Origin of the sequence: Microcoleus sp. MOSTC5, from assembly GCF_036701825.1 — a bacterium.
In the GTDB taxonomy this organism is placed as follows: Bacteria; Cyanobacteriota; Cyanobacteriia; order Cyanobacteriales; family Microcoleaceae; genus Microcoleus; species Microcoleus asticus.
Window position 1 is genome coordinate 21,447 of the sequence record NZ_JAUBRK010000016.1, and the last position, 24,595, is coordinate 46,041.

A 24,595-nucleotide genomic window follows, 5' to 3' on the forward strand; every position below is an offset into this window, starting at 1 on the left:
ATGGAAACAATACCTGTATTACCGCCCCCAGCCACCGAATCGCCTACCCCTTGGAATTGGGCGCGCAAAAATTTATTTAGTACCTGGTACAACAGCATTCTGACAGTAGTTTGCCTAATTATCGCCTTCCAAGCGATTAAAGGAATTATCGTTTGGGCAACAACAAAAGCTCAATGGCACGTGTTAGAAGCCAACTTGCCGCTATTTTTCGCAGGCAGATTTCCCCGCGACTCCTACTGGAGGCTGTGGATAGTAACGGGGATAATTGCCTTGTTGGGAGGATTAACTTGGGGAAACATTCAGCGGCAAGAACGTCTTTGGAACCCGCCTTTACTAATTATACTCGGTGCTGCGGTTGTGGGTGCGGTCATTTCGCCGATCGACCTAACCTCTCGCCTCTACCTCTTAGGAATTATTATCGCAGCCGCCGCCAGCTATGTCATCGGAAGGCAAATTCACCCCAACCCCCCCTCGCCCCCCCTTAGCAAGGGGGGGTTGGGGGGGGTTAGCTGGATGCCGGCAATTTGGGCTCTTTCTTTCCCAATAATTTTGTGGCTAATTAAAGGCGGGTTGGGTTTGACCGAAGTGTCAACAAATGATTGGGGCGGTTTAGTATTGACACTGTTTTTAGCAGTTATTAGTATTGTGCTTTCCTTTCCTTTGGGAGTATTGCTAGCACTCGGCAGACAAAGTTCTTTGCCAGTTGTAAGACTGTTATCAACATTATACATTGAAATTATTCGCGGTTTACCATTAATTGGCATTTTGTTTTTAGGTCAAGTGATGCTGCAACTCTTCTTGCCGCCCGAATATCCCAAATTGGATAGAGTGATTAGAGCCATTGCTGGATTAACGTTATTTAGTGCAGCTTACTTGGCAGAAAACGTGCGCGGTGGCTTGCAGGCCGTGCCCAGGGGACAGATAGAAGCCGCGAGGTCGATCGGGCTAAATACACCCCTACTCACAATTCTCATTGTACTGCCTCAAGCACTGCGAATAGTCATTCCGGCGATCGGCGGTCAATTCATCGGATTATTCATGGATACATCCCTGCTATCTCTATTCGGAATGTTAGAATTAATCGGAATATCCCGCGCAGTTTTAGCAAATCCATCCTATATCGGCAGATACGCCGAAGTTTACATATTCGTCGGGATAATTTATTGGATATTTTGCTACTCAATGTCCCTAGCAAGCCGCAAAATAGAGCGAACTTTAGGCGTAGGTCAAAGGTAAAAAAAATCTGCGTTCATCCGCGTTCATCAGCGGTTTAAAAACAAAAAAATATGGAAACTAAACCCACAATCTCAGAAAAAGTAATCGTAGCAGAAAACGTCCACAAATGGTACGGACAATTTCACGTACTGCGCGGCGTCAGCATGACCGTCAACCGTGGCGAAGTCGTGGTCGTGATGGGGCCATCTGGTTCGGGCAAATCGACGTTTATTCGCACATTCAACGCATTAGAAGAATATCAACAAGGTAAAATTACGATCGACGGAATCGAACTTTCCCACGACTTGCGCAACATCGAGACAATTCGGCGCGAAGTAGGAATGGTGTTTCAGCAATTCAACCTGTTTCCCCACTTATCTGTGTTGCAAAACGTCATGCTAGCGCCGGTGTGGGTGCGCCGCTGGCCGAAGAAAAAAGCTGAAGAAGTGGCGATGCAACTGTTAGAAAGAGTGGGAATTTTGGAACAAGCACAAAAATATCCCGGACAGTTGTCTGGGGGACAGCAGCAGCGGGTCGCTATTGCACGTTCTCTAGCCATGCAGCCTAAAATCATGCTGTTTGATGAACCGACATCAGCATTAGACCCGGAGATGGTGCGGGAAGTTTTAGATGTAATGCGAAATTTGGCTCAAACAGGAATTACAATGGTGGTGGTAACTCACGAAGTCGGGTTTGCGCGCGAAGTTGCCGATCGCATTGTATTGATGGATGGCGGCGTTTTAGTTGAAGAAGCGAAGCCGGAACAGTTTTTTCAGCACCCGAAGGAAGAACGCACGCGCAAGTTTTTATCTCAGATATTGTAACTGATTTTCAAGTTGAGTCGGTGGTTTTGCGACGGTAGCAGCCGTAAAAATCCGCACAATTAAGGTAAAATAAAAGAGTGTACAATAACTCTCTATTTTGCTGAGATAGCTTGCAATGCCATCCACAAAAACTCTGCCGTTAGTTAAAGACTCGGAACGCCTAGAAAGTCGCCTCAAAGAAATTCCGGCGGTTCCTGGTGTATATTTAATGCGCGATGAGAGCGATCGCATCCTTTACATCGGCAAATCCAAAAAACTCCGAAACCGCGTCCGTTCCTACTTCCGCGAAAGCCAAAATCTCAGTCCCCGCATCGCGATGATGGTGCAGCAAGTGCGCGAAATTGAATTCATCGCCACCGACACAGAAGCGGAAGCTTTGGCCTTAGAAGCAAACCTCGTAAAACAGCACCAACCGTACTTTAATGTACTCCTCAAAGATGATAAAAAATATCCTTATTTGTGCATAACTTGGTCGGAAGAATACCCGCGCATTTTTATCACCCGCAAACGCCGCGCAGGAAGTGCAAAAGACCGCTATTACGGCCCTTACGTCGATACAGGGGCGCTGCGGAGTACGCTGCATTTAATTAAGCGAATTTTCCCCCTGCGGCAGCGCCCTCAACCGCTGTTTAAAGACCGTCCTTGTTTGAACTACGACATCGGGCGCTGCGTTGGCGTTTGTCAAGGGTTAACTTCCCCTGAAGAATATCGAAAAATCATCCAAAAAGTAGCGATGATTTTCCAGGGAAGGACTCAGGAATTGCTCGATATCCTGGAGCCACAAATGCAACAAGCTGCCGAAGATTTAAATTTTGAAACTGCGGCGCGCCTTCGCGATCAAATTAAGGGTTTGGAGTCTTTGAGTGCGGGTCAAAAAGTGTCTTTGCCCGACGATACGGTTTCTAGAGATGCGATCGCACTTGCGGCCGATAGTCAGCACGCTTGCGTTCAATTGTTCCAAATTCGCGCCGGTCAATTGGTCGGAAGATTGGGATTTATGGCGGAAATACCCCCCCAACCCAGGGCGGGAACGGAGGCACCGCCCCTACAATCGGGGGAGCAAGAGTTATCTCAACTTTCTCTTTCCTCCTCACCTTGGCAAGGAGGGGTAGAGGCCGGAGCGATTTTGCAGCGCGTGTTGGAAGAACACTATCAAAATGTCGAATCTGTAGAAATTCCCAGCGAAATTTCAGTGCAGTACGAATTGCCAGAAGCGGAAATATTAGCAGATTGGTTGAGCAATCGTAAGGGGCGAAAAGTTACCATTTTGACGCCGCAACGGCAAACTAAGGCTGAATTGATTGAGATGGTGGAACGCAACGCTGAGTATGAATTGGCGAGAATGCAAAGATTGAGCGATCGCAATTCTCAAGCAATGGAAGATTTAGCAGAAATTCTCGATTTGCCAGAAGTTCCTCGGCGCATTGAAGGTTACGATATTTCTCACATTCAAGGTTCTGACGCCGTAGCTTCCCGCGTCGTATTTATTGACGGTTTGCCGGCAAATCAACACTACCGCCATTACAAAATTAAAAATCCTGAAATTAAATCGGGGCATTCTGATGATTTTGCTAGTTTAGCAGAAGTTATCGGTCGCCGATTCCGGGGATTGAAGGAAGAAGAAAGAGGGAAGACGGAAGATGGGTTTAGCGATTTAGAAGAACCGAAAGAACTCAGCAATTTATCTTCAGATTCTCCTACTATTTCCGACAAACCCGACTTAATTATGATAGATGGCGGCAAAGGTCAACTCTCAGCAGTTGTGGCCGTTTTGCGGGAGATGAATTTGCTAGAAGAGTTGCGCGTTGTCAGTTTGGCCAAGCAGCGAGAGGAGATATTTTTGCCGGGGGAATCTTTGCCGCTGCCAACTAATTCTGAGCAACCGGGCGTACAATTATTGCGCCGGGTGCGGGATGAGGCGCACAGATTTGCTGTGAGTTTTCACCGGGATCGAAGAAGCGAGAGAATGAAGCGATCGCGCCTTGATGAAATTCCCGGATTGGGACACCACCGACAAAAACTATTGTTAGCACATTTTCGGTCGATCGACTACCTGCGTTTAGCGACTCCCGAACAGTTGGCAGAAGTTTCTGGGATTGGCCCGCGTCTGGCGCAGCAAATTTACGATTATTTCCACCCGTAAAGTCTTACGCAGCATCGGAGACGGGGATTGTAGGCGCGATCGGGCCGCAAGTCCCGATTCAGCCACTGTGAGGGAGGTATTCAAAAATTTTGCACAGGCCTATTGCAATCCCCAGAGACTTGTGGTATGTTTAGTTTCTATGTGCGGGCATAGTTTAGTGGTAAAACTTTAGCCTTCCAAGCTAACTATGCGGGTTCGATTCCCGCTGCCCGCTTGCGCCTATAAGAACCTCAAACCAACGAGAATTCAACGGTTTGAGGTTTTTTATTGCCCAGAATAGGGGTGAGTCAATGGTCAAACTGAGTATCAACTGACTCTCAAATAACTACGAAATGACTATCAAATGACCTTTTTGGATACAATTTGGAGACAATGTGACTAGAATTTGACTAGAAATATCCAGCCCATAGTCAATAGCGGTAAGGTGCGCGGCAGAAGAGCACCCAACATAATTAGGTACTGTGTAAGTCCTGTATCTGCAAGAATAATTGGTTAACATAGAGTTCCCTGATTTGACAAGCTTGCCGATCGAACTCAGCTTGAGTTATGACTGATTCGGAGTCGCATCAGTCACAAGGAGATCCCGTGAAATATTTTTCAGTAGTAATGTATTTGCTGCGGGAACGGCAACAATTTCTCGAAGAAATTCGCCAAGGTGTCAAGCTCAAATCTAAAATTTTCGGTTTGTTGATTTCTAGTACCATATTTTTTGGCATTTACGGAGCGATATTAGGTGCATCGAGTACGTGGATGCAATGTCTAGTTTCAGCAATTAAGTTGCCAGCACTTTACTTGCTGACGCTGATTATCTGCTTTCCCACACTGTACTTTTTTAATGTCATGTTTGGTTCAAAACGAACTTTTGAGCAGTATTTGACATTGTTGATGACAGCGATGGCGATGATTAGCGTTTTGCTATTTGGATTTGCACCGGTCAGTCTGTTTTTTCTCCTAAGCAGTACCAATTACAATTTTTATCTGGTGTTGAATGTTGCTATTATGGCAATCACAGGATTTTTGGGCGTAAGTTTCATTTATCAAGGAATGCACTTTCTGTCCGAACAAGATACGGAAGGCAAAGACATCAGGCTAAATATTTTGCGCTTTTGGTTGGGACTCTATGCGTTTGTTGGCAGTCAGTTGGGATGGACGCTGAGACCGTTTTTTGGCGCACCTGGACAAGCTTTTCAACTATTCCGAAACCGAGAAAGCAATTTTTATCTGAGTCTGTGGGATTCAATTAGGTCGATTGGAGGGTTTTAATTAATGTCAAGTTAAGGAGATTTGAAATAGTGATACAAGCGGATTTGGATGAGTTGACAATTCCGGAAAGAGAGTTAGAGGATTTGAGCGGAATAGCTTTGAGCGACGGTTTTGCAGCTGACTTTTACCGATCTGCGGCACTCCTGAACGGGAAAAAGCTGTTCTCTCTTTTGTTGAATGAGTTGCTGATATTTTGCGTGACATTAGTTGTTTCACTGCCGGTTGCTTTACTGGCTAATCAACATAATGTTGGTTCATTTAGCGATGCTGAGATATTTGTCCGGGTTTTACAAATAACTTTGGGTTTGTCGCTGGCGATTACTGTTGCTTGGAATATCTATAAATGGATTAAGGCAAAGCCTCTGGCAACGCTGGCAGGTCTGCTGGATGAAGTTGAGAAGTATCATGAGGTGATTCAGGCTTTAGATATTATCGATCGCCTAACGGCAGCGGGCAATTTACAAGCCAATTTAATTAACCGAGGAGATGCTATACAGGCATTAAAAATTACTAGAGAAAGTTTAGTCTGTGCTTTAAAAACAGAAAGGATTCTCAGGGAAAATCAGCAATTTATCGGCCGCCGTTACGAGTTATTTGCTAATATTGAAAGTAATTTAGCCGCTTTGATGGCGGTGGATGTGAGTGATCGGGCGACTGAATACGGGCGGTTGCTGAATGAGGCTTTGGAAATAGGGATGAGCGTGCACAAAGAGGTAAGAAAGTTGCAAAATGGGCGTTAGAGTTGCTGGTTTGTAGTAAAAGTAGTAACTGAGATATTGCACCATGCTCAAGAACAGGCATCCTGCCTGTTCCAAAAAAATTAAATTTTCTTGTGGGGTGGGCATCCTGCCCGCCCCTGAAAGGCTTATTGAAAATGGTGCAATATCTCAGTTACTACAAATTTTTTCCCACCGGAAATTTCAATCCTCAAAAATATCCAACTGTTCGCCCTCCGAGTCTTTTTTACCATTCTTTTTAACACCTTTCCGCAGCCCGATCGCAATTTTGCTATGTTTCTCAATCTGCTTCATCACCTGTCTCGCCCTGTCAATCACCGACGGCGGTAAACCAGCTAATCTGCCCGCTTCAATTCCGTAAGATTTGTCAGCACCTCCCGGCTGAACTTGGTGCAAAAATACGATTTGATCCGGCAATTCTTTCACTGTGACCTGATAATTTGCGACATTATCTAAAATAGAAGCTAACTCATTTAACTCGTGATAGTGAGTCGCAAAAATTGTCCGCGCCCGAATCTCAGTTGCTAAATATTCGGCCACAGACCAAGCAATTGAAAGTCCGTCAAAGGTGGCCGTTCCCCTGCCAATTTCATCTAACAAAACCAATGATTGCGGCGTCGCGTGATTGAGAATATTTGCAGTTTCGTTCATTTCCACCATAAAGGTAGACTGACCGGTTGCCAAATCATCTACTGCGCCGACGCGGGTAAAAATACGATCGCAAATTCCCAAACTCGCAGCTTTCGCCGGCACAAAACTGCCCATCTGCGCCATTAACTGGATCAAACCCACCTGCCGCAAGTAGCAGCTTTTCCCGCTAGCATTCGGGCCGGTTAAAATAATTAAATCTGGGCGGTTTAACGATTCTTCCCGACCCAAAAAAGCAGAATTAGGTACAAAAAATCCCGGTGGCAAAGACTTTTCCACCACAGGATGACAACCTTCAATAATTTTAATTTCCCGACTTTCTGTCATAGTCGGGCGGCAGTAATTTTGGTAAACTGCTACTTCTGACAAACCGCACAAAACATCGGCTGCCGCCACGGCGCGGGAAACATTGCGAATAATTTCGGCGTGTTCTCCTACCTCCGATCGCACTTGAGCAAAAATATCGTATTCCAATTGATTTAAATCTTCCCGCGCTGTCAGAATTCGCACTTCCCTTTCTTTTAATTCTTCTGTACTGTAGCGTTCTTCATTGGTGAGAGTTTGCTTGCGGGTGTAGTCGTTCGGCACTTGGTCTACTTTCGACTTGGTAATGCTGATGTAATAGCCAAAAGCTTTATTGTAGCCAACTTTTAAATTAGAAATTCCGGTTCGTTTTCTCTCAGTTGCTTCTAAATTGGCAATCCATTCTTGGTCTGCTGATGCAGTTTGGCGCATTTCATCAAGCATGGCATTGATTCCCGCTCGAATCAAACCTCCTTCTTTTAAATGGATTGGCGGTTCATCAACTAAATGATCGTGAATTTTACTTGCTAATTCTTCTAAAATTGGCGGTACATTTTGCAGCGCTTTCAAATATGGCGATCGCCCTTGGGCTGCGATCGAGGCTAATGCCGGCAGTTTTCCCAGAGAATCAGCTAAAGCGACCAAATCCCGCGCGCTAGCTGTTCCAGAACCGGCGCGGCCTGTCAGTCTTTCGATGTCGTAAATTTGGCGCAGCAACTGCTGCAAATCTTGGCGCAGGGCGTTATTTTCTACTAATTCTTGAATCGTGTCGTGTCGGGCGCCAATGCCTTTAATGTTGAGCAAAGGTTGCAGCACCCAGCGGCGCAAAGCGCGGCCTCCCATTGCGGTGCTGGTTTTGTCTATAGCCCACAGCAGCGAACCGTGAAAAACCCCATCTCTGACTGTTTGAGTAATTTCGAGATTGCGGCGGGTTTGGTAGTCGAGTACGAGAAAATCGGTGAGAGTGTAAGTGTGCAATCTTTGCAAAGAAACTGCTTTTTCCTTTTGAGTTTCTTCGAGATATTGCAGCAAACCGCCGGCGGCGCGCACTGCGAGGGAAAGGTGTCCGCATCCCATACCTTCGAGCGATCGCACTTTGAACTTTTGCAGGATTCTCTGTTTCGCTTCGGACAAACTAAACGGAACTTGCGATCGCAAAGAATAGCAAAACGAATTCGGCAAACAATCGGGCAAATGCTCGGATTTCTCTCCGGGCCTTAACATAGTCACCAAATCCGGCGCATTAGTCGGTACCAAGACTTCCGAAGGTTGCAAGCGCAGCAATTCTAAGGTTAATTGTTCTAAACTGTCTGCTTGGGTAGTTACGAATTCTCCCGTGGAAATATCAGTATAAGCCAATCCCCAATGTTCCCCAGCGATGACGACTGCTGCTAAAAAATTATTTTGTCTGGGTTTGAGCATTCCGTCATCAGTCAAAGTTCCGGGAGTGAGAATGCGGGTAATTTCGCGCTTGACTTGGCGGCCTTCTTTAGCAGCAATCGAGGCATCTTCAACTTGGTCGCAAACTACTACAGCATAGCCTTTTTCTACTAACATTGAAGTGTAGCGGTCGAGGGCGTGGTGCGGCACTCCTGTCATCGGCACTCTGCCAATTTCCTTGCCGCTTTCTTTGCTAGTACAAACAAGTTCTAATTCCTGCGAAATAGTAACTGCATCTTGGAAAAAACACTCAAAAAAATCTCCGACTCGAAACAATAAAAGTGCGTGGGGATACTGTTCTTTCACTTCCACATACCGCTGCATCATCGGCGTTAGCTTGGTGAATTCTAATAGGCGGTGGTCGGCATTGCGGATGTTGGGTTGATTGGGGTCTGTTGGGGTAGATGCAGTGTAAGGCATAAAAGGCGATCGATAAATTTTAATCTTTAACAACTTTAGCGCAAGCTCGGCTTTTAGCTATAACTAATATACAATATTTGACGATTAATCCTTCTTAAGCAGGGTGCGTGATTCTCAATATTGGGACATGGTGTTGAGCTATACAAAAGTCACGCACCCTGCTTAATAATCGATAAACCCGCTTTTACTTGAGAAGTTTTCGGTCGCTATTTATCTAAAGTGAGCTTAAACCTCCGCTATAGTGAGATTAAGTGCGAAAATTTTATTTATTGTGAGAGGAAAGCGATCGCCGATCGACAAAAACAATCTCAGCTATGTAGTTGTTAGCTGTTATAGCAGATGTTGAAGGAAGAAAGAACAAGGAAAAACGAAAAAGGAAAAAGGCTTTAGTTATCTAGAAGAGAAGGAAGAAGGCTTTAGTTATCTAGTAGAGAAGGAAGAAGCAATCTTCGGCAACGGTTTCAGCAATTAAGAACGTTCTAACCGTCGGGCGCGGTTGCTATAACTGTTGGGGCTTAACAGAAGAATGTGAAATCTCCCGCACTTTAGTTGGAGGATAAACTTTACATTTTTGTTATTGAAAACAGCCGGAAGATAGATTTATAAATTATACCTACGATAGAGATAAGATTTATTTTATCGGGTTAAAGTAAAAATCATCCAAGTAAGTAATTTATCAGCGTAGTAAATTTAAGATATACAATCAAAAATCTACTAGCTAGTAGTTAACTAGAGGAAAAAAAATAATGAAAGCTCTTTGCTGGCACGGAGCAAATGATGTGCGAGTTGATAATGTACCAGACCCAACAATTATCAATCCGCGCGATGCAATAGTTAAAATCACGTCTACAGCAATCTGCGGCTCAGATTTGCACCTCTACGATGGCTTCATCCCGACAATGCAATCGGGCGACATCATGGGGCACGAATTCATGGGGGAAGTAGTCGAACTCGGCAGCCAAGTCAAGAACTTAAAAAAGGGCGATCGCGTCGTCATTCCTTTTACTATTTCTTGCGGCAGTTGCTTCTTTTGCAACCGCGATTTGTGGTCGCTGTGCGACAACTCCAACCCCAATGCTGGGCTGGCTGAAAAAATGTTCGGTCATTCGCCGGCGGGACTGTTTGGCTACTCGCATTTAACGGGCGGCTATGCAGGAGGCCAAGCAGAATACGCGCGGGTTCCGTTTGCAGATGTCGGCCCTTTAAAAATTCCCGACGGACTTTCTGACGAACAAGTATTGTTCCTCACCGATATCTTTCCTACCGGTTACATGGCGGCAGAAAACTGCGACATTCAGCCGGGGGATACTGTAGCAGTTTGGGGATGCGGGCCAGTCGGACAATTTGCGATCAGAAGCGCGTTTATGCTGGGGGCCGATCGAGTAATTGCGATCGACCGCATACCGGAACGCTTGCAAATGGCGGCCGCGGCCAAAGCTGAAATCATCAATTACGAAGAAATGGACGCCGGGGAAGCAGTCACCGAAATGACGGGGGGACGCGGGCCTGACTCTTGCATCGACGCGGTGGGAATGGAAGCCCACGGCACCGGTCTCGACGCTTTGTACGACAAAGCCAAGCAAGCCGTGCGGTTGGAGAGCGATCGACCTACGGCCCTGCGACAAGTGATCCTCGCGTGTCGCAAGGGTGGTACAGTGTCAATTCCCGGCGTTTACGGCGGCTTCGTTGACAAAGTGCCATTAGGTGCAGCTTTCAACAAAGGCTTGACCATGAAAATGGGACAGACGCACGTTCACCGCTATTTGCGGCCTTTGCTCGATCGCGTTCAAAAAGGCGAAATTGACCCGTCATTCGTAATTACGCACCGAATGAAATTGGATGAAGCGCCCCACGCTTACGAGATTTTCAAACAGAAAAAAGACAACTGCATCAAAGTTGTCCTCAAACCCTAACTCGCATTTAGCCTTCAAGGAAAAACTATGCTTTTACAAGAAAAAGAATCAGGCGACTTGATTGAAATCCTCGATGTAGATGCTTTAATCAGCCCTACAAAAAATGAAGTGCCGGGAAAAAATCAAGCTGGTGAAGAAGAGCAAGAGAAAGCAAATTTTCCAAAAAGTAAATTAGTGTTTCCTTCCGGTGAAGCTCTACCGCGCTGTTGGACTGAGGAAAATTATAAAACTAGCTGATTCAAGACATTCCTCCTAGCCCCCCCTTGTTAAGGGGGGGACTGGAAGCTAGGGGGAGGGACACGGCACATCGGTGTCGGCTAAACCCGAAAAACCGCTCTCCCACAAGGGTTAAAACCCCTGCCGGAGGGCGGTTTTGACGTGTTTTTTGACACCCGGAAGACACAGCGCTGTGTTTGTTTAAATAGAATGTACGATCGACTAAATTTAATAGAGTCTTTAGTTTGCGGGCGCGAGAAATCGCATTGAACTAAAGTGATAAAGATAACCGGGTTTGATTGAATTTCTTTATGACTAAAAGCTGATTCCCTCCCTCACGCGCAGCGTTACAAATAAGGGAAGTTAATCAAACAACCCTGGGAGGAATTCCCCATGTTTTACCATAAGAAGCCACTACAGTATTACAAAAGACCAGAAAAGCCAGATGCCGTTTACGCCAAGAAAATACAAGAACTAATTGGCGGTACATTTGGCGAAATGACGGTGATGATGCAGTACCTATTTCAAGGTTGGAACTGCCGAGGCCCAGCCAAATATCGCGATATGCTGCTTGATGTCGGTACAGAAGAAATCGGGCATATCGAGATGTTAGCAACTATGATTGCTCACTTGTTAGATAAAGCTCCTGTATCTATGCAAGAAGACGGTTTCAAGGATGCTGTGGTGGGTGCTGTGATGGGTGGAAACAGCCCGCGAGATGCGATCGCCGCCAGCATGAATCCGCAGCACGCAATTGTATCGGGTTTGGGCGCACTTCCTAGCGACAGCGTAGGGTATCCCTGGAACGGCCGTTATATCGTTGCTAGCGGCAATCTTTTAGCAGATTTTCGCTCTAATTTGCACGCCGAATCGCAAGGAAGATTGCAGGCTGTGCGGATGTATGAAATGTCAGACGATGCGGGCGTGAAAGACACCCTGAGTTTTATGATTGCCCGCGACACGATGCACCAAAATTTGTGGCTGGCGGCGATCGAAGATTTAGAAAGTTCGGGAATAGAAACAACACCCGTTCCGAGTTCCTTCCCGCAAGAGTTGGAAAAGTCTGAATTTGCTTATCAGTTTTGGAATCATTCAGAAGGTTCCGAAAGTAGCCAGGGACGCTGGGCGAAAGGCAAATCAATGGACGGCAAAGGCGAGTTTGAATATGTCGCCAATCCCCAACCGTTAGGGCCAGAAATAGTACCGCCACAGCCCGAACCCAAATTGCACGGCACAGGCATGAAATAGCCAATCAAAAAGTTAATAGTAAGCTTGCCAGTCCCAGATTGACTTAACTAATTAAGGACTAAAATGCTTACTCCTAACCTAACACAAACGAAAGTTCTTACTACTAACCAAAGGTTAGTAGTAAGAACTTTCATCGCTCATTTGGTAATTAATTAGTTAAGGACTTCAGTCCTTACTACAAACCAGGTTTTGACAATAAGTCTAATAACTAACAACAAATAAGTTATGCAATTGCAAGCAGTAATTCTCGATATTGACGGTACTCTGACGCTCAGCAATGACGCCCACGCTCAAGCTTGGGTGGAGGCATTTGCCGCTTACGGCTACGACGTGCCGTTTGAGAAAGTTCGCCCGCTAATTGGTATGGGAGGGGACAAAGTTATACCCAAAATGGTATCAGGACTTTCCGACGAAGCAGGCGACGGGAAAAAGATTGCACAGCGACGCAAAGAACTGATTATTAACCGTGCTCCCGAACTTTCTCCAACCCCCGGTTCGCGGGATTTGCTGTTAAAAATGCAGCAAGAAGGATTGCGGCTAATTATTGCTACTTCAGCTACCACTGAAGAACTTTCCGATTTGCTGAAAGCCGCACAGGTAGATGATTTGCTCGACGAAGCGGCGACATCGAGCGATGCGGAAGCTTCTAAACCGGAACCGGATATTGTGGAAGCTGCTTTGAGCAAATTGAAGCTGGAAGCGAGTCAGGTTGTGATGTTAGCTGATACTCCTTACGATATCGAAGCTGCGGGCAAGTGCGGGGTGCCAGTAATTGCTTTTCGGTGCGGAGGTTTCGATGATGCTTCCCTGGCAAATGCTGCAGAAATTTACGATCACCCTGCTGATTTGTTGGCGCATTATGACGATTCTCTTTTAGGGAAAAAGGAATTGGTAGCGCGTTGAAGTAAGATAGCTAACTGAGGGGAATCGCCCCTAAAGTAGCCCGATCGGCTACGATACACTCGACTTGATGCGCTTCTGTGATATCTGGAATATCCAGCCGCGCAGCTAATTTGCGAATCACTGCTTCGGGTACTATTGCTGTGCGCGATCGATTCCGCTGCCATATTTCTTCTAGAGGTACTTCCAGATAAACAATGCGAATTCGCGCTTGATAAGCAGCAAAAAAATCAATTAATTGCTGGCGCATTTGTTTAGTGGTATTCGTGGCGTTCCACACAAAAGAACGCCCCTGATTCATGTATTCGCGCGCTCTTTGTTTGGCGGCTGTGACTACATTTCCAGGGGTTTCGTCGGGAGGGACATTCATCTCTTTTCGCAGTGCATCCAGCGAGATTACTGGCAAATCAGGGAGATTTTGCCGAACCCAATAATCTTTACCGCTTCCTGGCAAGCCAGACATCAAAATTACTTCGCATTTAGTGTCGTCAAATGCTTCGTAATCCGGGTTTCCGTCCTCTTTGCGGAAGTAGATAAATCGGCTGTGTGCTGATGGGAATTGTCGGGGAGAATCCAAACAATTATTTTCTTGACAAAACTCTCGAAATAGTTGTATTTTATCGAGCAATTCTTGTTTGTCGGCGCAGTGGCGGCCGCGCACGTCTGCTTCGGCTAAAAGTGCGAGGAAATCGCAGCGGACAACTTGACTAACTTTAATTACTGACTGCTGCGGGTTGGGTTTGTCGATTAACCAGATGGGTAAACTGCCGAATTTGACGATCGCCACAACTGTTTCGCGAATCTCAAACTGCACAGGTGGCTCGAATTGAGATAAAATTTGTCTGACCATTCTCGCACCTTGGCGGGCGTGACCTTTTGAGCTAATTCTGCCGTCGGCTTCGATTTTTGTAAAGGTTGGTTTTGCGACATCGTGCAGCAAAGCGGCGGCAAAAAGCATCGATCGTTCTTTTTCGGGAAGCTGCCGCCAATTTGGAGAAGAGATTAAGGCTTCGCAGACCATTTTGGTGTGAATAAAAACATCTCCTTCGGCGTGGTAAATCGGGTCTTGCTGACATCCTTTGAGGCTGTCAATCCAGTCGAAATGCGTTTGAATACCGTCCCAATCCAGGAACCAATTGGGCGGTTCGGGACAAAAGGGAAAAGTCCAAGGCGGCGAGGGCGATAACAGTGTATTCATAAATTCACCTGCTAGTTAACTAAAATTAAATAAATCTGCGCCGGGACGCAGAATATTGGGTATAATTGGGCGATTTAGCCAATGTCCTTCGGCATTTTTAATAGCCGTCAAAAAACTGGCACGCACGTATTTGTAACGCGCCTTTACTATGCCATCTTCTTCGACTTTAATGTACAGACCCTCCATGCGATCGCTCTTGTCAGTCTCTTTCAAACACCGTTCTTCATCTAATCCCAATTCCCGACAGTACAAACGCAAGCTTTCCAAATGTCCGGGTTGAATAAAATTAGATTTTTCCATAAACTGCATCATTTGCTTGGGCGATTTCAACACTCCCGAAAACAGTACGGTAACGGACACTAACGGCAGTCCGGTTAACAAATTGCGGCGGGATTCTGTACTCAAAAATTGATTGGTTTCTAAGTCGAGCACGTCGTATTCCATGAAATAGTGCGGCAAAAAATCATAAAAGACAGTGTGTTTGGCATAAAGCCATTCGCCGTAAAGAATATAGCGATTTCCCAGCACTTCTCCCAGGGTTCCGCTGAGACTGAAAGCCCACTGTTTGAATAAGTTAAAATGTTTTTCCCTGGGCCCGCCGGTGAGATAGTGGCCGCGACTTTGCAGCAGCATTTGTCCGTCTGGTGCAAAGCTGATGCCTGTATTAGCGCCGTCTACCTTTTCTTCAATCACTGTCGGGCGATCGCTCAGGGCGCTAAATGGCACGCTATCGAGGTCTTCATCGCCTGGTTGGAAACGCGAACCTTCGATGTGATAAGTTCTAGGATATTTAACAATTTTGAGCATCAGCCCATCCATTTTAGATTTAAGATTTCAGAGGCAACCCCATCCATTTTAGATTGTAATTTTAGATTTGAGACTTTAGAGGCGACCCAATCTATTTAACCATTATAATGAAATGAGCACAAAGGAGCGTGTAAGTTGAAAAATCAAAGTTTTCAGAGCATATCATCAGCACTCGCTGGGATTCTATTAGTAGGCGCGCTACTCATCGGTTTAAACTGTTTTGTCGTCATCAATCCAGGCGAAGCAGGGGTAGTCAGCGTTTTAGGAAAGGCCAAAGATGGAGCATTGTTAGAGGGGTTTCACCTCAGACCCCCGCTGATATCTAAGGTAGATGTGTACGATGTAACAGTGCAAAAATTTGAAGTTCCCGCCCAGAGTGCTACTAAAGACCTTCAGGATTTAAATGCTAGTTTTGCGATCAATTTTCGCCTTGATGCTGAGAGAATAGTTGAGATCAGAAGAACTCAAGGAACTTTGGAGAATATAGTCTCAAAAATTATTGCTCCTCAGACTCAAGAAGCATTTAAAACAGCGGCTGCACTCAGAACCGCCGAACAATCTATTACTCAAAGAAGTGAACTGAAGAGAGACTTTGATACTGCGCTGAAGGACAGGCTATCAAAGTATGATGTAATCGTCCTCGATACAAGCGTTGTTAACATTCGATTCTCCACAGATTTTGCAAAAGCGGTTGAGGAGAAACAGGTTGCTGAACAGCGGGCGCAAAGGGCTGTTTATGTGGCTCAGGAAGCAGAGCAACAGGCTCAAGCTGACATTAACCGCGCTCAAGGTAGGGCGGAAGCTCAAAGGCTGTTGGCTGAAACTTTGAAGGCTCAGGGCGGCAATTTAGTTCTGCAAAAAGAGGCGATCGAAGCTTGGAGAAGCGGCGGCGCTCAGATGCCAAAAGTGTTAGTGATGGGCAGCGGTTCGAGTCGGGTTCCTTTCATTTTTAATATGAGCGATATTCAGGAAGAACCCGAGCGCCCGCAAGTGACCAACAATTAAAATATGACTGAGGGTAACAAACTCGGTGTCTCCGAAAATATTGGCTTTGCTAAGCATAAATCTCGCCATAAACCTAGTTTCCTCAGAAAGCGCACATAAGTCCTATGAGAGTTGCGGGAATATGCTACACTTCTGAAAGCCACAATATAACGACAGTTTGAAACCTGTCGCTATAAAAGCGAAGTCCGCAATTAACACGCAGGCAACACACTCATTTTAGGAAGCAAGGAAAAATCATGACCCGCGCTATTATGGAAACCGACAAAGGCACAATCAATTTGGAATTGTTCGATGCGGATGCGCCTAACACAGTGAAGAATTTTGTTGACTTGGCGGAAAAAGGTTTTTACGATGGATTGGCTTTTCACCGAGTCATTCCTAACTTTATGATTCAAGGTGGCTGTCCAAAAGGCAATGGAACCGGCGGCCCCGGCTACAAAATCAAGTGCGAAATCAACTCCAACAAACATTTGGCAGGAACTTTATCGATGGCTCACGCAGGTAAAGATACGGGTGGTAGCCAATTCTTTATTTGCCATTCTCCCCAGTCTCATTTAGATGGAGTTCACACAACTTTTGGCAAAACTGAGGATATGTCTGTCGTCAATGCTATCCGCCAAGGTGACAAGATTCTTTCGCTGAAAATTGAGCATTAATTTCCTCTAATTAGTTGCGTTTGTAGTAAGGACTTTAAGTCCTTATTGCAAACAAAACCTGTGAAATTTAAGAGTTTTAAAATCTACAATTTATGACCAATAATTTCTTGATAATACCCGCCACGTGATTTATCCGTGGAATCAATCCAAAATCCAAAATCCTTCCATCCTCAAGCCCCCGGATTTATCCGTGGTGTAAATCTAAAATCTAAAATCTAAAATCTAAAATCGAATGACTGTTATCAATGATTCTGCTGTGGTAACTGAGTTAACTGAACTATATTTAAAATACGAAAAAGCTCTTTGTACGAACGATATTGAAACTCTCGATAATTTGTTCTGGGATGCGCCGGAAGTCGTGCGGTTTGGGGTGACGGAGAACCTGTACGGAAGCGATGAGGTGAGGGCTTTTCGCCAAGGGCGATCGCCTGTAAATGTCGATCGAGAAATGTTCAACCTCAAAGTCGTGACTTTCGATGCAGACACGGCGGCTGTGACGCTGGAATTTCGCCGTGTAATGGATGGAGTGGTGCGGCTGGGGCGGCAGAGTCAGATGTGGCGGAAGTTTCCTCAAGGGTGGAAAATTGTTTCCGCTCACGTTTCTTTTTTGCCGGTGGAGGGATGAGCGGTGATACACGTCCGATCAAGGTGATATAATTTCCCCTGTAGGCATTTGAATTTGATTATTGTTGAGCCATTTAATTCCGCAGATATTCTTTTTTTTCTTTAGTATTAGTGCTTCTGCTTTGTCACCTGCCTTCTTCATAGGCGAAGGTGGCACCTCAGGTTCGTTTTCATTTTCATTGACTCTAAAATAAAGCTCTTGCCCATCAGAAGAGAAGATTTTTTTTTCAATAAAAGGCATTAACTCGTATCTTAACCTCAGACTGCATGAACCTGTGGTATCATCGCGATCGTTGATGAATAAGTCCCCGCTGTAATAGCAGTAAACAGATTTTAATTGATGTGGTGATTGTACCACTTGTACGAGTTCTCCTCTTCCTCCAAAAATAACTATACCAATCACATATTCCGGTAATTTACCCAAATAATAAAGTAGGGTGCAGGTAGAAATAATTAAGGAAAAAGCGACTATTTTTACAGCTAACTTGTCGGGATTTTGTACGAATATTTCTGGGTCTAAAAATACATAGAAAACATATATTAACAGCACAAATATACCAAATAATCCCGCCCACACGTCAAGCTCCACACCTGCTAAAGAATAGGGACAGAGTACGATAATTAAATTTAATATATTAAAAATTATCGCACCCCACACTATAAATTTTGATTTCATCTTTTTAGAGGCTGTAAATGAAAATGATTCTAAAGCGGTATCCAAAAGCTCAATTTAACTATAGCCGGAGCAATTCTACCATAGCTGCACGTCTTTCTTGGTTATCCACTTTTGCAGTAGCTTGGTCATTACCGCAATTTTCCCGATCCTCTCCCCTAATACAGTTCATATTTGAGCAAAGTACACGGAATCGATCCATTAAAAACCGGAATTCGCCGCGATGTCCTGAGTCCCACCTTTTTACCCAACTCCTTATTCCCAGTCAAAATAAACGCATTCCAACCTTTAAAACGATTCTTTAAAATATCTCCTAACATCTTGTACAAATCTCCCAATTCGCTAGCATCTCCCAGGCGCTCTCCGTAGGGAGGATTGCAAATCAGAACGCCTCTGTCTGCGGGTGCTTCCAACTGGGATAACTCGGTTTGAGCAAACTGAATCTTACCGGAAATACCGGCTTGCTGCGCGTTCGTGCGAGCTTGAGTTAACATATCGGAATCGCGATCGCACCCAGCAACCACTTGCTGAAGCTCCGGTAACTCACTATTTTCAGCTTCTGCCCACAATTTCTCCCACAAAGGTTCGTCAAAATCCCGCCAAGTCATAAATCCAAACTTTTCTCGAAACAATCCCGGTGCAATATTCAATGCCTTTAAACTCGCTTCTAAAGGCAAAGTTCCAGAACCGCACATCGGGTCTAAAAACGGCAAATCTGGCGTCCATTCTGCCATCTCCAACAAAGCTGCAGCTAGGGTTTCTTTGAGGGGAGCAAGCCCCATCGCCGGTCGATATCCCCGGCGGTGCAAACTGCCGCCAGAACTGTCTAAACTTAAAATAGCTCTATCTTGATGAATGTGAATGTTAATTAGCAAATCGGGATGCTCTACATCGACATTAGAACGCTTGTTAAATTGAAGGCGCTGTTGGTCGGCGATCGCATTTTTGACCTGCAAAGCTGTAAAGTGAGTGTGGTTCAACTTTTCGTTGCCACCGGTGCAGTTTACTGCTAAAGTATTTTCGGGATATAAGTATTCGTCCCAAGGGATTTTCTGCACTTCGCGGTAGAGCATATCCGAGTTGTAACACCGGAATTCAGCGATCGGCATTAGCACTCGAAAAATTGTTCTCGACCAAAGATTGACGCGGTACAATAAAGTGCGATCGCCCGCAAAGTAAACCCCAGTAAAATCTGGCTTGACATCCTGAGCCCCTAAACGTTCTAATTCTTGGGCGGCAATAGTTTCTAAACCGCGCGCAACTGTAGCAAAATATTGATTCATTTGTTAATGGTTAATGGTAATGGTTAATTGTTAATTGTTAATTGTTAGTGGTTACTACTGACAACTGATAACTGACCGATCACCATAGTAGCTGGTTTTAATCCTAAGTCTCAAAAAAATAATGTACCTTAAGGCAGATGCGTCGGTTCACCAATCCCAGCTTATCAATAATTATATTCAACAAGTCCTCGCATTTCCATCCCTCTATTTATAGCGCTGACCGCGGCAACATAGGCGGTAAACCTTAAAACTCTTACTTTCACAGGACTTCAGCTCTCATGCTCAACTTGATATCTCACTCTTGCGGATGAGCTTTCTTCTCACCTCTTGAAAATCTTTATTAACTACTTGCGCAATTTATTGACTTTATGCTAAGGTACTTAGAGCTTGAGATTGAACCCTCAACACAATTGTTAAGGAACATCTGAGCTAGATCGGTTTACTACATTTGGAGACATTTATGTCAAAGCAAATTGACGGATCGACTTTCAAACAATCCCGTGCCAGCAAAATTCAAGTTGAAGTCAAGGAAATTGCCAAGCAGGTAACAGCTAAAAACCTCTCATCTCATCTGAATGTTGATGCTGATGGTAGCGATGTTAGCAACGAATAATTAAAAGTCTTTTCTGTTAGACTTCGATCCCCAAGCAAGAAGTAATAGATTTTACTCCTTGCTTGCGGGATAACTATAGGGGCATTGCCTCTAAAAATTAATTTGTTCAAATTTTATTGAGAAAAATTGTCATAAAGAATTATGCGATCGATCGCCAACCTATTGCAACCATACAATCTCAAAGAATTTTTAGACAACAATTGGACAACCAAAGCAGTTTTGATCCCCAGCGAAGGTAATAAAAATTTTGCACACCTATTTTCGTGGGAAAAACTAAACTACATCCTCAACTTTCACGAACTAAGATATCCCGATATTCGATTAGCAATAGGAGGAAAAGTTCTCGATGAAAGCGCCAATGAAAACCTCATCAAATCCTGCCAATCGGGAGCAACTTTAATTATAAATGAAGTACACAAACTAATTCCAGAAATCGCTAACTTTGCTGCGGAAATAAAATCCGATCTTGGCTATGGAAATCAAGTAAATGCCTACTGTTCCTGGCCGGAAAAACAAGGCTTTTTTTCCCATTATGACACCCACGAAGTTTTTATATTGCAAGTAGACGGAATCAAGCAATGGTATGTATTTGAAGATACAATTAAGTATCCGCTGAAATATCAAAAATCCTCATCTTTTCCACCACCAGAAACCGAAGCATATTTAAGCTGTATTTTACATCCAGGGGATGTGCTTTACATACCGCGCGGACATTGGCATTATGCAGTTGCTTGCGAAGAACCATCGCTGCATTTAACATTAGGAATACATTGCAAAACTGGAATTGACTTTTTAGAATGGTTGGTTAGCGAATTGCGCGAACAATCAGATTGGCGCAAAAGTTTACCGCTACGAACAAACGCAGATTCTATCAATGCAAATGTCAACAGTTTAATTGCCCAATTGCAGCGCTACGCAAACAGTAAAAATCTTGCAGATGATTATAGCAGTTATCTGGACAGTTTAGGAAAACCTGTTGCCAAATATTCTTTCCCTCATCAAGCAGGATTCAATATTTTTCCCTGTGGTGTGCAAACCAAGTTTAGAATTCCCAAGTTTCAGCGGGTGAGAATTCACGAATTATCTGATGGTGGCGGATACAAAATAGTTGTTGCAGGTAAAGAAGTATCCCTGAGAGGAGTCACAGCTAAATTTACGGACAATTTATTTAGTACGGAGTTTTTTACTGGGGAAGATGTTATGGATTGGTTGCCGGATTATGATTGGGAAATAGATGTAGTGCCACTTTTGTCGAAGCTGGTAGTTGAAGGAATTATTTTTGTTGGTTAAAATTGGAGAAGAACATGAGTTCTTATAAATGGGTTGTAAAAAGAGCAACTTCTAACACATACAATGAGTTAAACAATGATGGATAAGTTTTTTTGTGCTGATGCTTCTAAATGCGTTGAAGAGGATATTATTGGCAGCGGTAGTAATTACCAAACCTATATATTAATTGAATGTTGTTTACCTTGGGAATCTGAAGCGTTTAATTCTAAACAAATTTCCCAAAATCTCAAGGATTTGGTAGAGGAAGTAGAACGCTCAAAACAGAAAATCAGATTTTTGTTGATAAATAACGATCGAACCAAATGTTCTAATCAGCGCAAAGTTTTGATTTATGAAAATAAAGAACAGGAACTTTTTGGCGGTTACGAAAAGCATGAATTTAATGTAGATAGTTTTGATAAAGTAGCGGGAGTTGTCAAAAGTTATTTAGCTGGAGAAGTCCCTGATTGCGAAACCGAAAACAAGCAAACTAGAGATATTTTGGTTTGCACTCACGGCAGTCATGATATGTGTTGTGCGAGATACGGCAATCCTTTTTATGCCCAAGCAACTGCTTTAGCTTCTGAGTTAGAATTGAATGATGTTCGCGTTTGGAGATCAAGTCACTTTGGGGGACACCGCTTTGCACCGACTGCGATCGATTTGCCTGATGGCAGATATTACGGAAATCTCGATCGCGCGTCGTTCCAATCAATTTTAACGCGAACTGGCAATATCGAATGCTTGAATAAAGTTTATCGTGGTTGGGGAATTTTGCCAAATCCTATCCAAGTTTTGGAAAGAGAATTGATTGTGCTTTACGGGTGGGATTGGTTTAACTACAAAGTCGCCAGCAAAATTCTCGATTTAGACACAAAAAATGATGCTTTTTTAGCTGAAATTACCTTTGAAAAAGCCGACGGTACGTACACCTATCGTGCCGATTTGGTAAAAGATGAAGCCAAAACTGTTCGACTCAAAGGTTCCTGCGGTGCTAAAAAAGAGTCGGAATTTGTCAAATATTCTGTAGAAAATATCCATTTTTACTCGAAAAAGGAGGAGTTAAAGTTTGCAATCTCTCCTTCAGTTTCGCTGCCAAAGTTGGTCGAAACTGTGTAAAAGCGTGTCCGATCTATCGTGCATAATACATAGGCGGGGGCGGGTTTTTGAGATTGTCGGTTTTTGACAAATATTGTTGTTGAACCCGCCCCTACAGGAATCATGGTTGAATGTCTAAATGCATAAATATGTGCGGGATTCCGAGGAATTCAAAGGGCTTGTCTTGTTCGGAAAATCCGAGTTTTTGGTAAAATTTAATGGCGTTAATGCGAGACAGAAGTCTCACTGTTTTGAGATTTTTTTCCTGAGCTTTTGCTATTAAATTTTCAATCAATTTAGTGCCGATTCCCCGATTTTGAAATTCAGGAAGCACTGCAACGTAGCTGATGCTTCCTAATTCTAGGGATAATTGGCGCAGTCGGGCTGAAGCAATGATTTTGCGATCGCACATGGCAATTAAATGCAAAGCATCATCTTCGTTATTATCCCTTTCGCTACCAATCTCCATTCCTAGAGGCGAGCGCAAAACCAGCCACCGCTGGTAAAACATCTCTTCTAATTCTTGTTGATTTTTAACGGGATGTATATCTACTTGAGGCATTTTTTGATTAGATTAATGTTGTATTGATAAGAGTAAAGGATGAGGGCGGGTTTACAATATAATTTGTTTTAGGTCAAGATAGTTGGTAAAATCCACCCCTTGTCGGGTGCGTCGCTACAGATTTTCGATTTTCATTACAGATTGTTTGGAGCGACGCATCCTAGGTTATAATTTGCGAGTTACAAACTATCAGTAATACTGGTGAAATTAAAAGCTTTCACGCGCACTCCGGGCACGACACTACCGCCGTAACGCTTCACCGCACTAACTGCATCCACATCGCGCAACATATCAGGTAAAACTTGATTGAAACGCAGGTTTTTAATCGGATAAGCAATCTTGCCATCCTCAATCCAAAAAGTACCGTCGCGAGTCATTCCCGTTACTTCCAATGTTTTCGGATTAACGTAGCGAACGTACCAAGCTCGACTGACGAAAATTCCTCGCTCGGTTTGAGCAATTAAATCTGCTAAACTTTGGTCGGAACCTGTCATTACGATCGGGTAATAAGCACCTTTTGCCTCTTTGCCTTTTTGTGCGGCCCAGTAGCGGGAATAAGACAAACTTTGAGGCACGCCATCTTTGATGATTTCCAAATAGTTATTGCTCAATCCGTCGCCGAAAAAAGTATCCGATCGCAGCAAAGGATGAGCCGGATCGCGCTGCACTTGCACTAACGGGCTAAAAAGTTGTTCCCCCGCACGGTTTCCCGCTGGTTTTCCCTCTGCATCCGCGATCGACATAAACGATCGCCCCTCATCCGCCGCCCTCGCATCCAAACTCCAAATTACCCACGGTAGCAAGTCCCCAAAAGCAGCACCATCAAAGATTACAGGATAAATGCCGGGAGTGACTTCGCGGGGGCTGCGGGATGCGATCGCCCGATCGAGCACTTGTTCTGCTAATTGGGCGATCGGCAATTCGTTGATACTCCAAGCAGTGCTCTGAGCCCAGCTAGAACCGTTGTCAATGCGAGCAGTAAAGCTGAAATCTGCCTTTGTAGACTGATTGCAGGCGCGGAGTCCGGTTGACGAGGCGATCGCGTACAGCGACGCCTCAGCGCTCAAAGTGCCCGAACCGTGAGCCCCCCCCTGTCCGGCAATGGCGCAAGCTTGCTGCACCATTTTGGCCCGCGCTAGAGGCGATACAGTTGCCGTTGCTGCGTCGAATGCGGGCGATCGCAAATCGTAGGTTTGAGGCGGCAGCAGCGGCATCCATTCGGGGTCTGCCGGCGCAATTCTGGCCAATTCTTCCGATCGCTTGACTGCAGAGGCGATCGCATCTTCATCAAATTCTGTAACAGCAGCAGAGGCGCTTTTGTTGCCAAAATAGCTAGTAATGCTCAGGTTAAATACAGTTTTGCTGATATTTTGGCTGATTTGATTTTCCGAGAATCGGGAAAGAGATTCTTCACCAGTATAAAGACTGACAAATACTTCCTCTGCTTTGGATATTTTGACTGCTTTTTCTACTACAGATAAGGCTTGGTCTTCACTTAAAGTTGCGGGCGATGTTGTTACAATCATGATTGGTAATT

22 protein-coding genes and 1 tRNA gene are annotated in these 24,595 nt (G+C 44.5%); 16 read left to right on the top strand and 7 right to left on the bottom strand.

Going from position 1 to position 24,595, the window contains the following annotated elements:
• The 6 genes from QUA54_RS10995 to QUA54_RS11020 all read left to right on the top strand — a co-directional run bounded on the left by QUA54_RS10995 (position 1) and on the right by QUA54_RS11020 (position 6,185).
• The gene (locus tag QUA54_RS10995; protein ID WP_333414656.1) at positions 1-1,236 is read left to right on the top strand and encodes an amino acid ABC transporter permease; all 1,236 of its coding nucleotides are present in this window, start codon (positions 1-3) and stop codon (positions 1,234-1,236) included.
• Between the two features lie 50 nt (positions 1,237-1,286).
• Positions 1,287-2,039, top strand: coding sequence for an amino acid ABC transporter ATP-binding protein (locus QUA54_RS11000; protein WP_333195682.1), 753 nt, complete (start codon positions 1,287-1,289; stop codon positions 2,037-2,039).
• A 115-nt stretch (positions 2,040-2,154) separates the two neighbouring features.
• Entirely contained in the window at positions 2,155-4,182 is a 2,028-nt protein-coding gene (gene uvrC, locus QUA54_RS11005; RefSeq protein WP_333414657.1) for an excinuclease ABC subunit UvrC, read from the top strand.
• 143 nt (positions 4,183-4,325) lie between these two features.
• A tRNA-Gly gene (locus tag QUA54_RS11010) sits at positions 4,326-4,396 on the top strand.
• Positions 4,397-4,767: 371 nt separating this feature from the next.
• Positions 4,768-5,445 carry an actin-binding WH2 domain-containing protein gene (locus QUA54_RS11015; protein ID WP_333414658.1) on the top strand — a complete coding sequence of 226 codons (678 nt, stop codon included), beginning with the start codon at positions 4,768-4,770 and terminating at the stop codon, positions 5,443-5,445.
• Positions 5,446-5,474: 29 nt separating this feature from the next.
• Positions 5,475-6,185 carry a hypothetical protein gene (locus QUA54_RS11020; protein ID WP_333414659.1) on the top strand — a complete coding sequence of 237 codons (711 nt, stop codon included), beginning with the start codon at positions 5,475-5,477 and terminating at the stop codon, positions 6,183-6,185.
• Between the two features lie 180 nt (positions 6,186-6,365).
• On the opposite strand, the gene mutS is transcribed toward QUA54_RS11020, so the two are convergent.
• Positions 6,366-8,993 carry a DNA mismatch repair protein MutS gene (mutS, locus tag QUA54_RS11025; RefSeq protein ID WP_333414660.1) on the bottom strand — a complete coding sequence of 876 codons (2,628 nt, stop codon included), beginning with the start codon at positions 8,991-8,993 and terminating at the stop codon, positions 6,366-6,368.
• A 746-nt stretch (positions 8,994-9,739) separates the two neighbouring features.
• On the opposite strand from mutS, the gene QUA54_RS11030 reads away from it, so the two are divergent.
• The 4 genes from QUA54_RS11030 to QUA54_RS11045 all read left to right on the top strand — a co-directional run bounded on the left by QUA54_RS11030 (position 9,740) and on the right by QUA54_RS11045 (position 13,273).
• Positions 9,740-10,906: a zinc-dependent alcohol dehydrogenase gene (locus tag QUA54_RS11030; RefSeq protein ID WP_333414661.1), complete on the top strand. Its 1,167-nt coding sequence runs from the start codon at positions 9,740-9,742 to the stop codon at positions 10,904-10,906.
• Positions 10,907-10,933: 27 nt separating this feature from the next.
• Entirely contained in the window at positions 10,934-11,143 is a 210-nt protein-coding gene (locus QUA54_RS11035; RefSeq protein WP_172185828.1) for an acetyltransferase, read from the top strand.
• A gap of 372 nt (positions 11,144-11,515) precedes the next feature.
• On the top strand, positions 11,516-12,370 hold the full coding sequence (locus tag QUA54_RS11040; RefSeq protein WP_333414662.1) for a manganese catalase family protein: 855 nt from the start codon (positions 11,516-11,518) through the stop codon (positions 12,368-12,370).
• 225 nt (positions 12,371-12,595) lie between these two features.
• Entirely contained in the window at positions 12,596-13,273 is a 678-nt protein-coding gene (locus QUA54_RS11045) for an HAD family hydrolase (RefSeq protein WP_333414663.1), read from the top strand.
• Positions 13,274-13,283: 10 nt separating this feature from the next.
• On the opposite strand, the gene QUA54_RS11050 is transcribed toward QUA54_RS11045, so the two are convergent.
• Complete coding sequence (locus QUA54_RS11050) at positions 13,284-14,468, bottom strand: AAA family ATPase (RefSeq protein WP_333414664.1); 1,185 nt, start codon at positions 14,466-14,468, stop codon at positions 13,284-13,286.
• A gap of 15 nt (positions 14,469-14,483) precedes the next feature.
• Positions 14,484-15,275 (bottom strand): RNA ligase family protein, encoded by a 792-nt coding sequence (locus QUA54_RS11055; RefSeq protein WP_333414665.1) that lies wholly within the window; start codon positions 15,273-15,275, stop codon positions 14,484-14,486.
• Positions 15,276-15,410: 135 nt separating this feature from the next.
• Between QUA54_RS11055 and QUA54_RS11060 the strand changes: the two genes are divergently transcribed.
• The 3 genes from QUA54_RS11060 to hpxZ all read left to right on the top strand — a co-directional run bounded on the left by QUA54_RS11060 (position 15,411) and on the right by hpxZ (position 17,561).
• Positions 15,411-16,280: a prohibitin family protein gene (locus QUA54_RS11060; protein ID WP_333414666.1), complete on the top strand. Its 870-nt coding sequence runs from the start codon at positions 15,411-15,413 to the stop codon at positions 16,278-16,280.
• A 236-nt stretch (positions 16,281-16,516) separates the two neighbouring features.
• Positions 16,517-16,936, top strand: coding sequence for a peptidylprolyl isomerase (locus tag QUA54_RS11065; protein ID WP_172185822.1), 420 nt, complete (start codon positions 16,517-16,519; stop codon positions 16,934-16,936).
• Positions 16,937-17,168: 232 nt separating this feature from the next.
• Positions 17,169-17,561: an oxalurate catabolism protein HpxZ gene (hpxZ, locus tag QUA54_RS11070; RefSeq protein ID WP_333414667.1), complete on the top strand. Its 393-nt coding sequence runs from the start codon at positions 17,169-17,171 to the stop codon at positions 17,559-17,561.
• 18 nt (positions 17,562-17,579) lie between these two features.
• On the opposite strand, the gene QUA54_RS11075 is transcribed toward hpxZ, so the two are convergent.
• Together QUA54_RS11075 and QUA54_RS11080 are read right to left on the bottom strand one after the other, a co-directional pair.
• Positions 17,580-18,281 (bottom strand): hypothetical protein, encoded by a 702-nt coding sequence (locus tag QUA54_RS11075; protein ID WP_333414668.1) that lies wholly within the window; start codon positions 18,279-18,281, stop codon positions 17,580-17,582.
• 110 nt (positions 18,282-18,391) lie between these two features.
• Positions 18,392-19,516 carry a THUMP domain-containing protein gene (locus tag QUA54_RS11080; protein ID WP_333414669.1) on the bottom strand — a complete coding sequence of 375 codons (1,125 nt, stop codon included), beginning with the start codon at positions 19,514-19,516 and terminating at the stop codon, positions 18,392-18,394.
• Positions 19,517-19,976: 460 nt separating this feature from the next.
• On the opposite strand from QUA54_RS11080, the gene QUA54_RS11085 reads away from it, so the two are divergent.
• The 3 genes from QUA54_RS11085 to QUA54_RS11095 all read left to right on the top strand — a co-directional run bounded on the left by QUA54_RS11085 (position 19,977) and on the right by QUA54_RS11095 (position 22,517).
• On the top strand, positions 19,977-20,129 hold the full coding sequence (locus tag QUA54_RS11085; RefSeq protein ID WP_333024559.1) for a hypothetical protein: 153 nt from the start codon (positions 19,977-19,979) through the stop codon (positions 20,127-20,129).
• Positions 20,130-20,270: 141 nt separating this feature from the next.
• Positions 20,271-21,419 (top strand): JmjC domain-containing protein, encoded by a 1,149-nt coding sequence (locus QUA54_RS11090; RefSeq protein WP_333414670.1) that lies wholly within the window; start codon positions 20,271-20,273, stop codon positions 21,417-21,419.
• A 75-nt stretch (positions 21,420-21,494) separates the two neighbouring features.
• Positions 21,495-22,517: a sucrase ferredoxin gene (locus tag QUA54_RS11095; RefSeq protein WP_333414671.1), complete on the top strand. Its 1,023-nt coding sequence runs from the start codon at positions 21,495-21,497 to the stop codon at positions 22,515-22,517.
• A 100-nt stretch (positions 22,518-22,617) separates the two neighbouring features.
• On the opposite strand, the gene QUA54_RS11100 is transcribed toward QUA54_RS11095, so the two are convergent.
• Positions 22,618-23,058: a GNAT family N-acetyltransferase gene (locus tag QUA54_RS11100; RefSeq protein ID WP_333414672.1), complete on the bottom strand. Its 441-nt coding sequence runs from the start codon at positions 23,056-23,058 to the stop codon at positions 22,618-22,620.
• 179 nt (positions 23,059-23,237) lie between these two features.
• Positions 23,238-24,584, bottom strand: coding sequence for a TldD/PmbA family protein (locus tag QUA54_RS11105; RefSeq protein ID WP_333414673.1), 1,347 nt, complete (start codon positions 24,582-24,584; stop codon positions 23,238-23,240).
• Positions 24,585-24,595: the final 11 nt, after the last annotated feature.

What these genes read in the sequence shown, in the direction of transcription:
- QUA54_RS11045 (WP_333414663.1), top strand. Translation starts at nt 12,596, where the DNA reads ATGCAATTGCAAGCAGTAATTCTCGATATTGACGGTACTCTGACGCTC.
- QUA54_RS11050 (WP_333414664.1), bottom strand. Translation starts at nt 14,468, where the DNA reads ATGAATACACTGTTATCGCCCTCGCCGCCTTGGACTTTTCCCTTTTGT.
- mutS (WP_333414660.1), bottom strand. Translation starts at nt 8,993, where the DNA reads ATGCCTTACACTGCATCTACCCCAACAGACCCCAATCAACCCAACATC.
- QUA54_RS11055 (WP_333414665.1), bottom strand. Translation starts at nt 15,275, where the DNA reads ATGCTCAAAATTGTTAAATATCCTAGAACTTATCACATCGAAGGTTCG.
- QUA54_RS11080 (WP_333414669.1), bottom strand. Translation starts at nt 19,516, where the DNA reads ATGAATCAATATTTTGCTACAGTTGCGCGCGGTTTAGAAACTATTGCC.
- QUA54_RS11085 (WP_333024559.1), top strand. Translation starts at nt 19,977, where the DNA reads ATGTCAAAGCAAATTGACGGATCGACTTTCAAACAATCCCGTGCCAGC.
- QUA54_RS11065 (WP_172185822.1), top strand. Translation starts at nt 16,517, where the DNA reads ATGACCCGCGCTATTATGGAAACCGACAAAGGCACAATCAATTTGGAA.
- hpxZ (WP_333414667.1), top strand. Translation starts at nt 17,169, where the DNA reads ATGACTGTTATCAATGATTCTGCTGTGGTAACTGAGTTAACTGAACTA.
- QUA54_RS11035 (WP_172185828.1), top strand. Translation starts at nt 10,934, where the DNA reads ATGCTTTTACAAGAAAAAGAATCAGGCGACTTGATTGAAATCCTCGAT.
- QUA54_RS11105 (WP_333414673.1), bottom strand. Translation starts at nt 24,584, where the DNA reads ATGATTGTAACAACATCGCCCGCAACTTTAAGTGAAGACCAAGCCTTA.
- QUA54_RS11000 (WP_333195682.1), top strand. Translation starts at nt 1,287, where the DNA reads ATGGAAACTAAACCCACAATCTCAGAAAAAGTAATCGTAGCAGAAAAC.
- QUA54_RS11090 (WP_333414670.1), top strand. Translation starts at nt 20,271, where the DNA reads ATGCGATCGATCGCCAACCTATTGCAACCATACAATCTCAAAGAATTT.
- QUA54_RS10995 (WP_333414656.1), top strand. Translation starts at nt 1, where the DNA reads ATGGAAACAATACCTGTATTACCGCCCCCAGCCACCGAATCGCCTACC.
- QUA54_RS11095 (WP_333414671.1), top strand. Translation starts at nt 21,495, where the DNA reads ATGATGGATAAGTTTTTTTGTGCTGATGCTTCTAAATGCGTTGAAGAG.
- uvrC (WP_333414657.1), top strand. Translation starts at nt 2,155, where the DNA reads ATGCCATCCACAAAAACTCTGCCGTTAGTTAAAGACTCGGAACGCCTA.
- QUA54_RS11100 (WP_333414672.1), bottom strand. Translation starts at nt 23,058, where the DNA reads ATGCCTCAAGTAGATATACATCCCGTTAAAAATCAACAAGAATTAGAA.
- QUA54_RS11040 (WP_333414662.1), top strand. Translation starts at nt 11,516, where the DNA reads ATGTTTTACCATAAGAAGCCACTACAGTATTACAAAAGACCAGAAAAG.
- QUA54_RS11030 (WP_333414661.1), top strand. Translation starts at nt 9,740, where the DNA reads ATGAAAGCTCTTTGCTGGCACGGAGCAAATGATGTGCGAGTTGATAAT.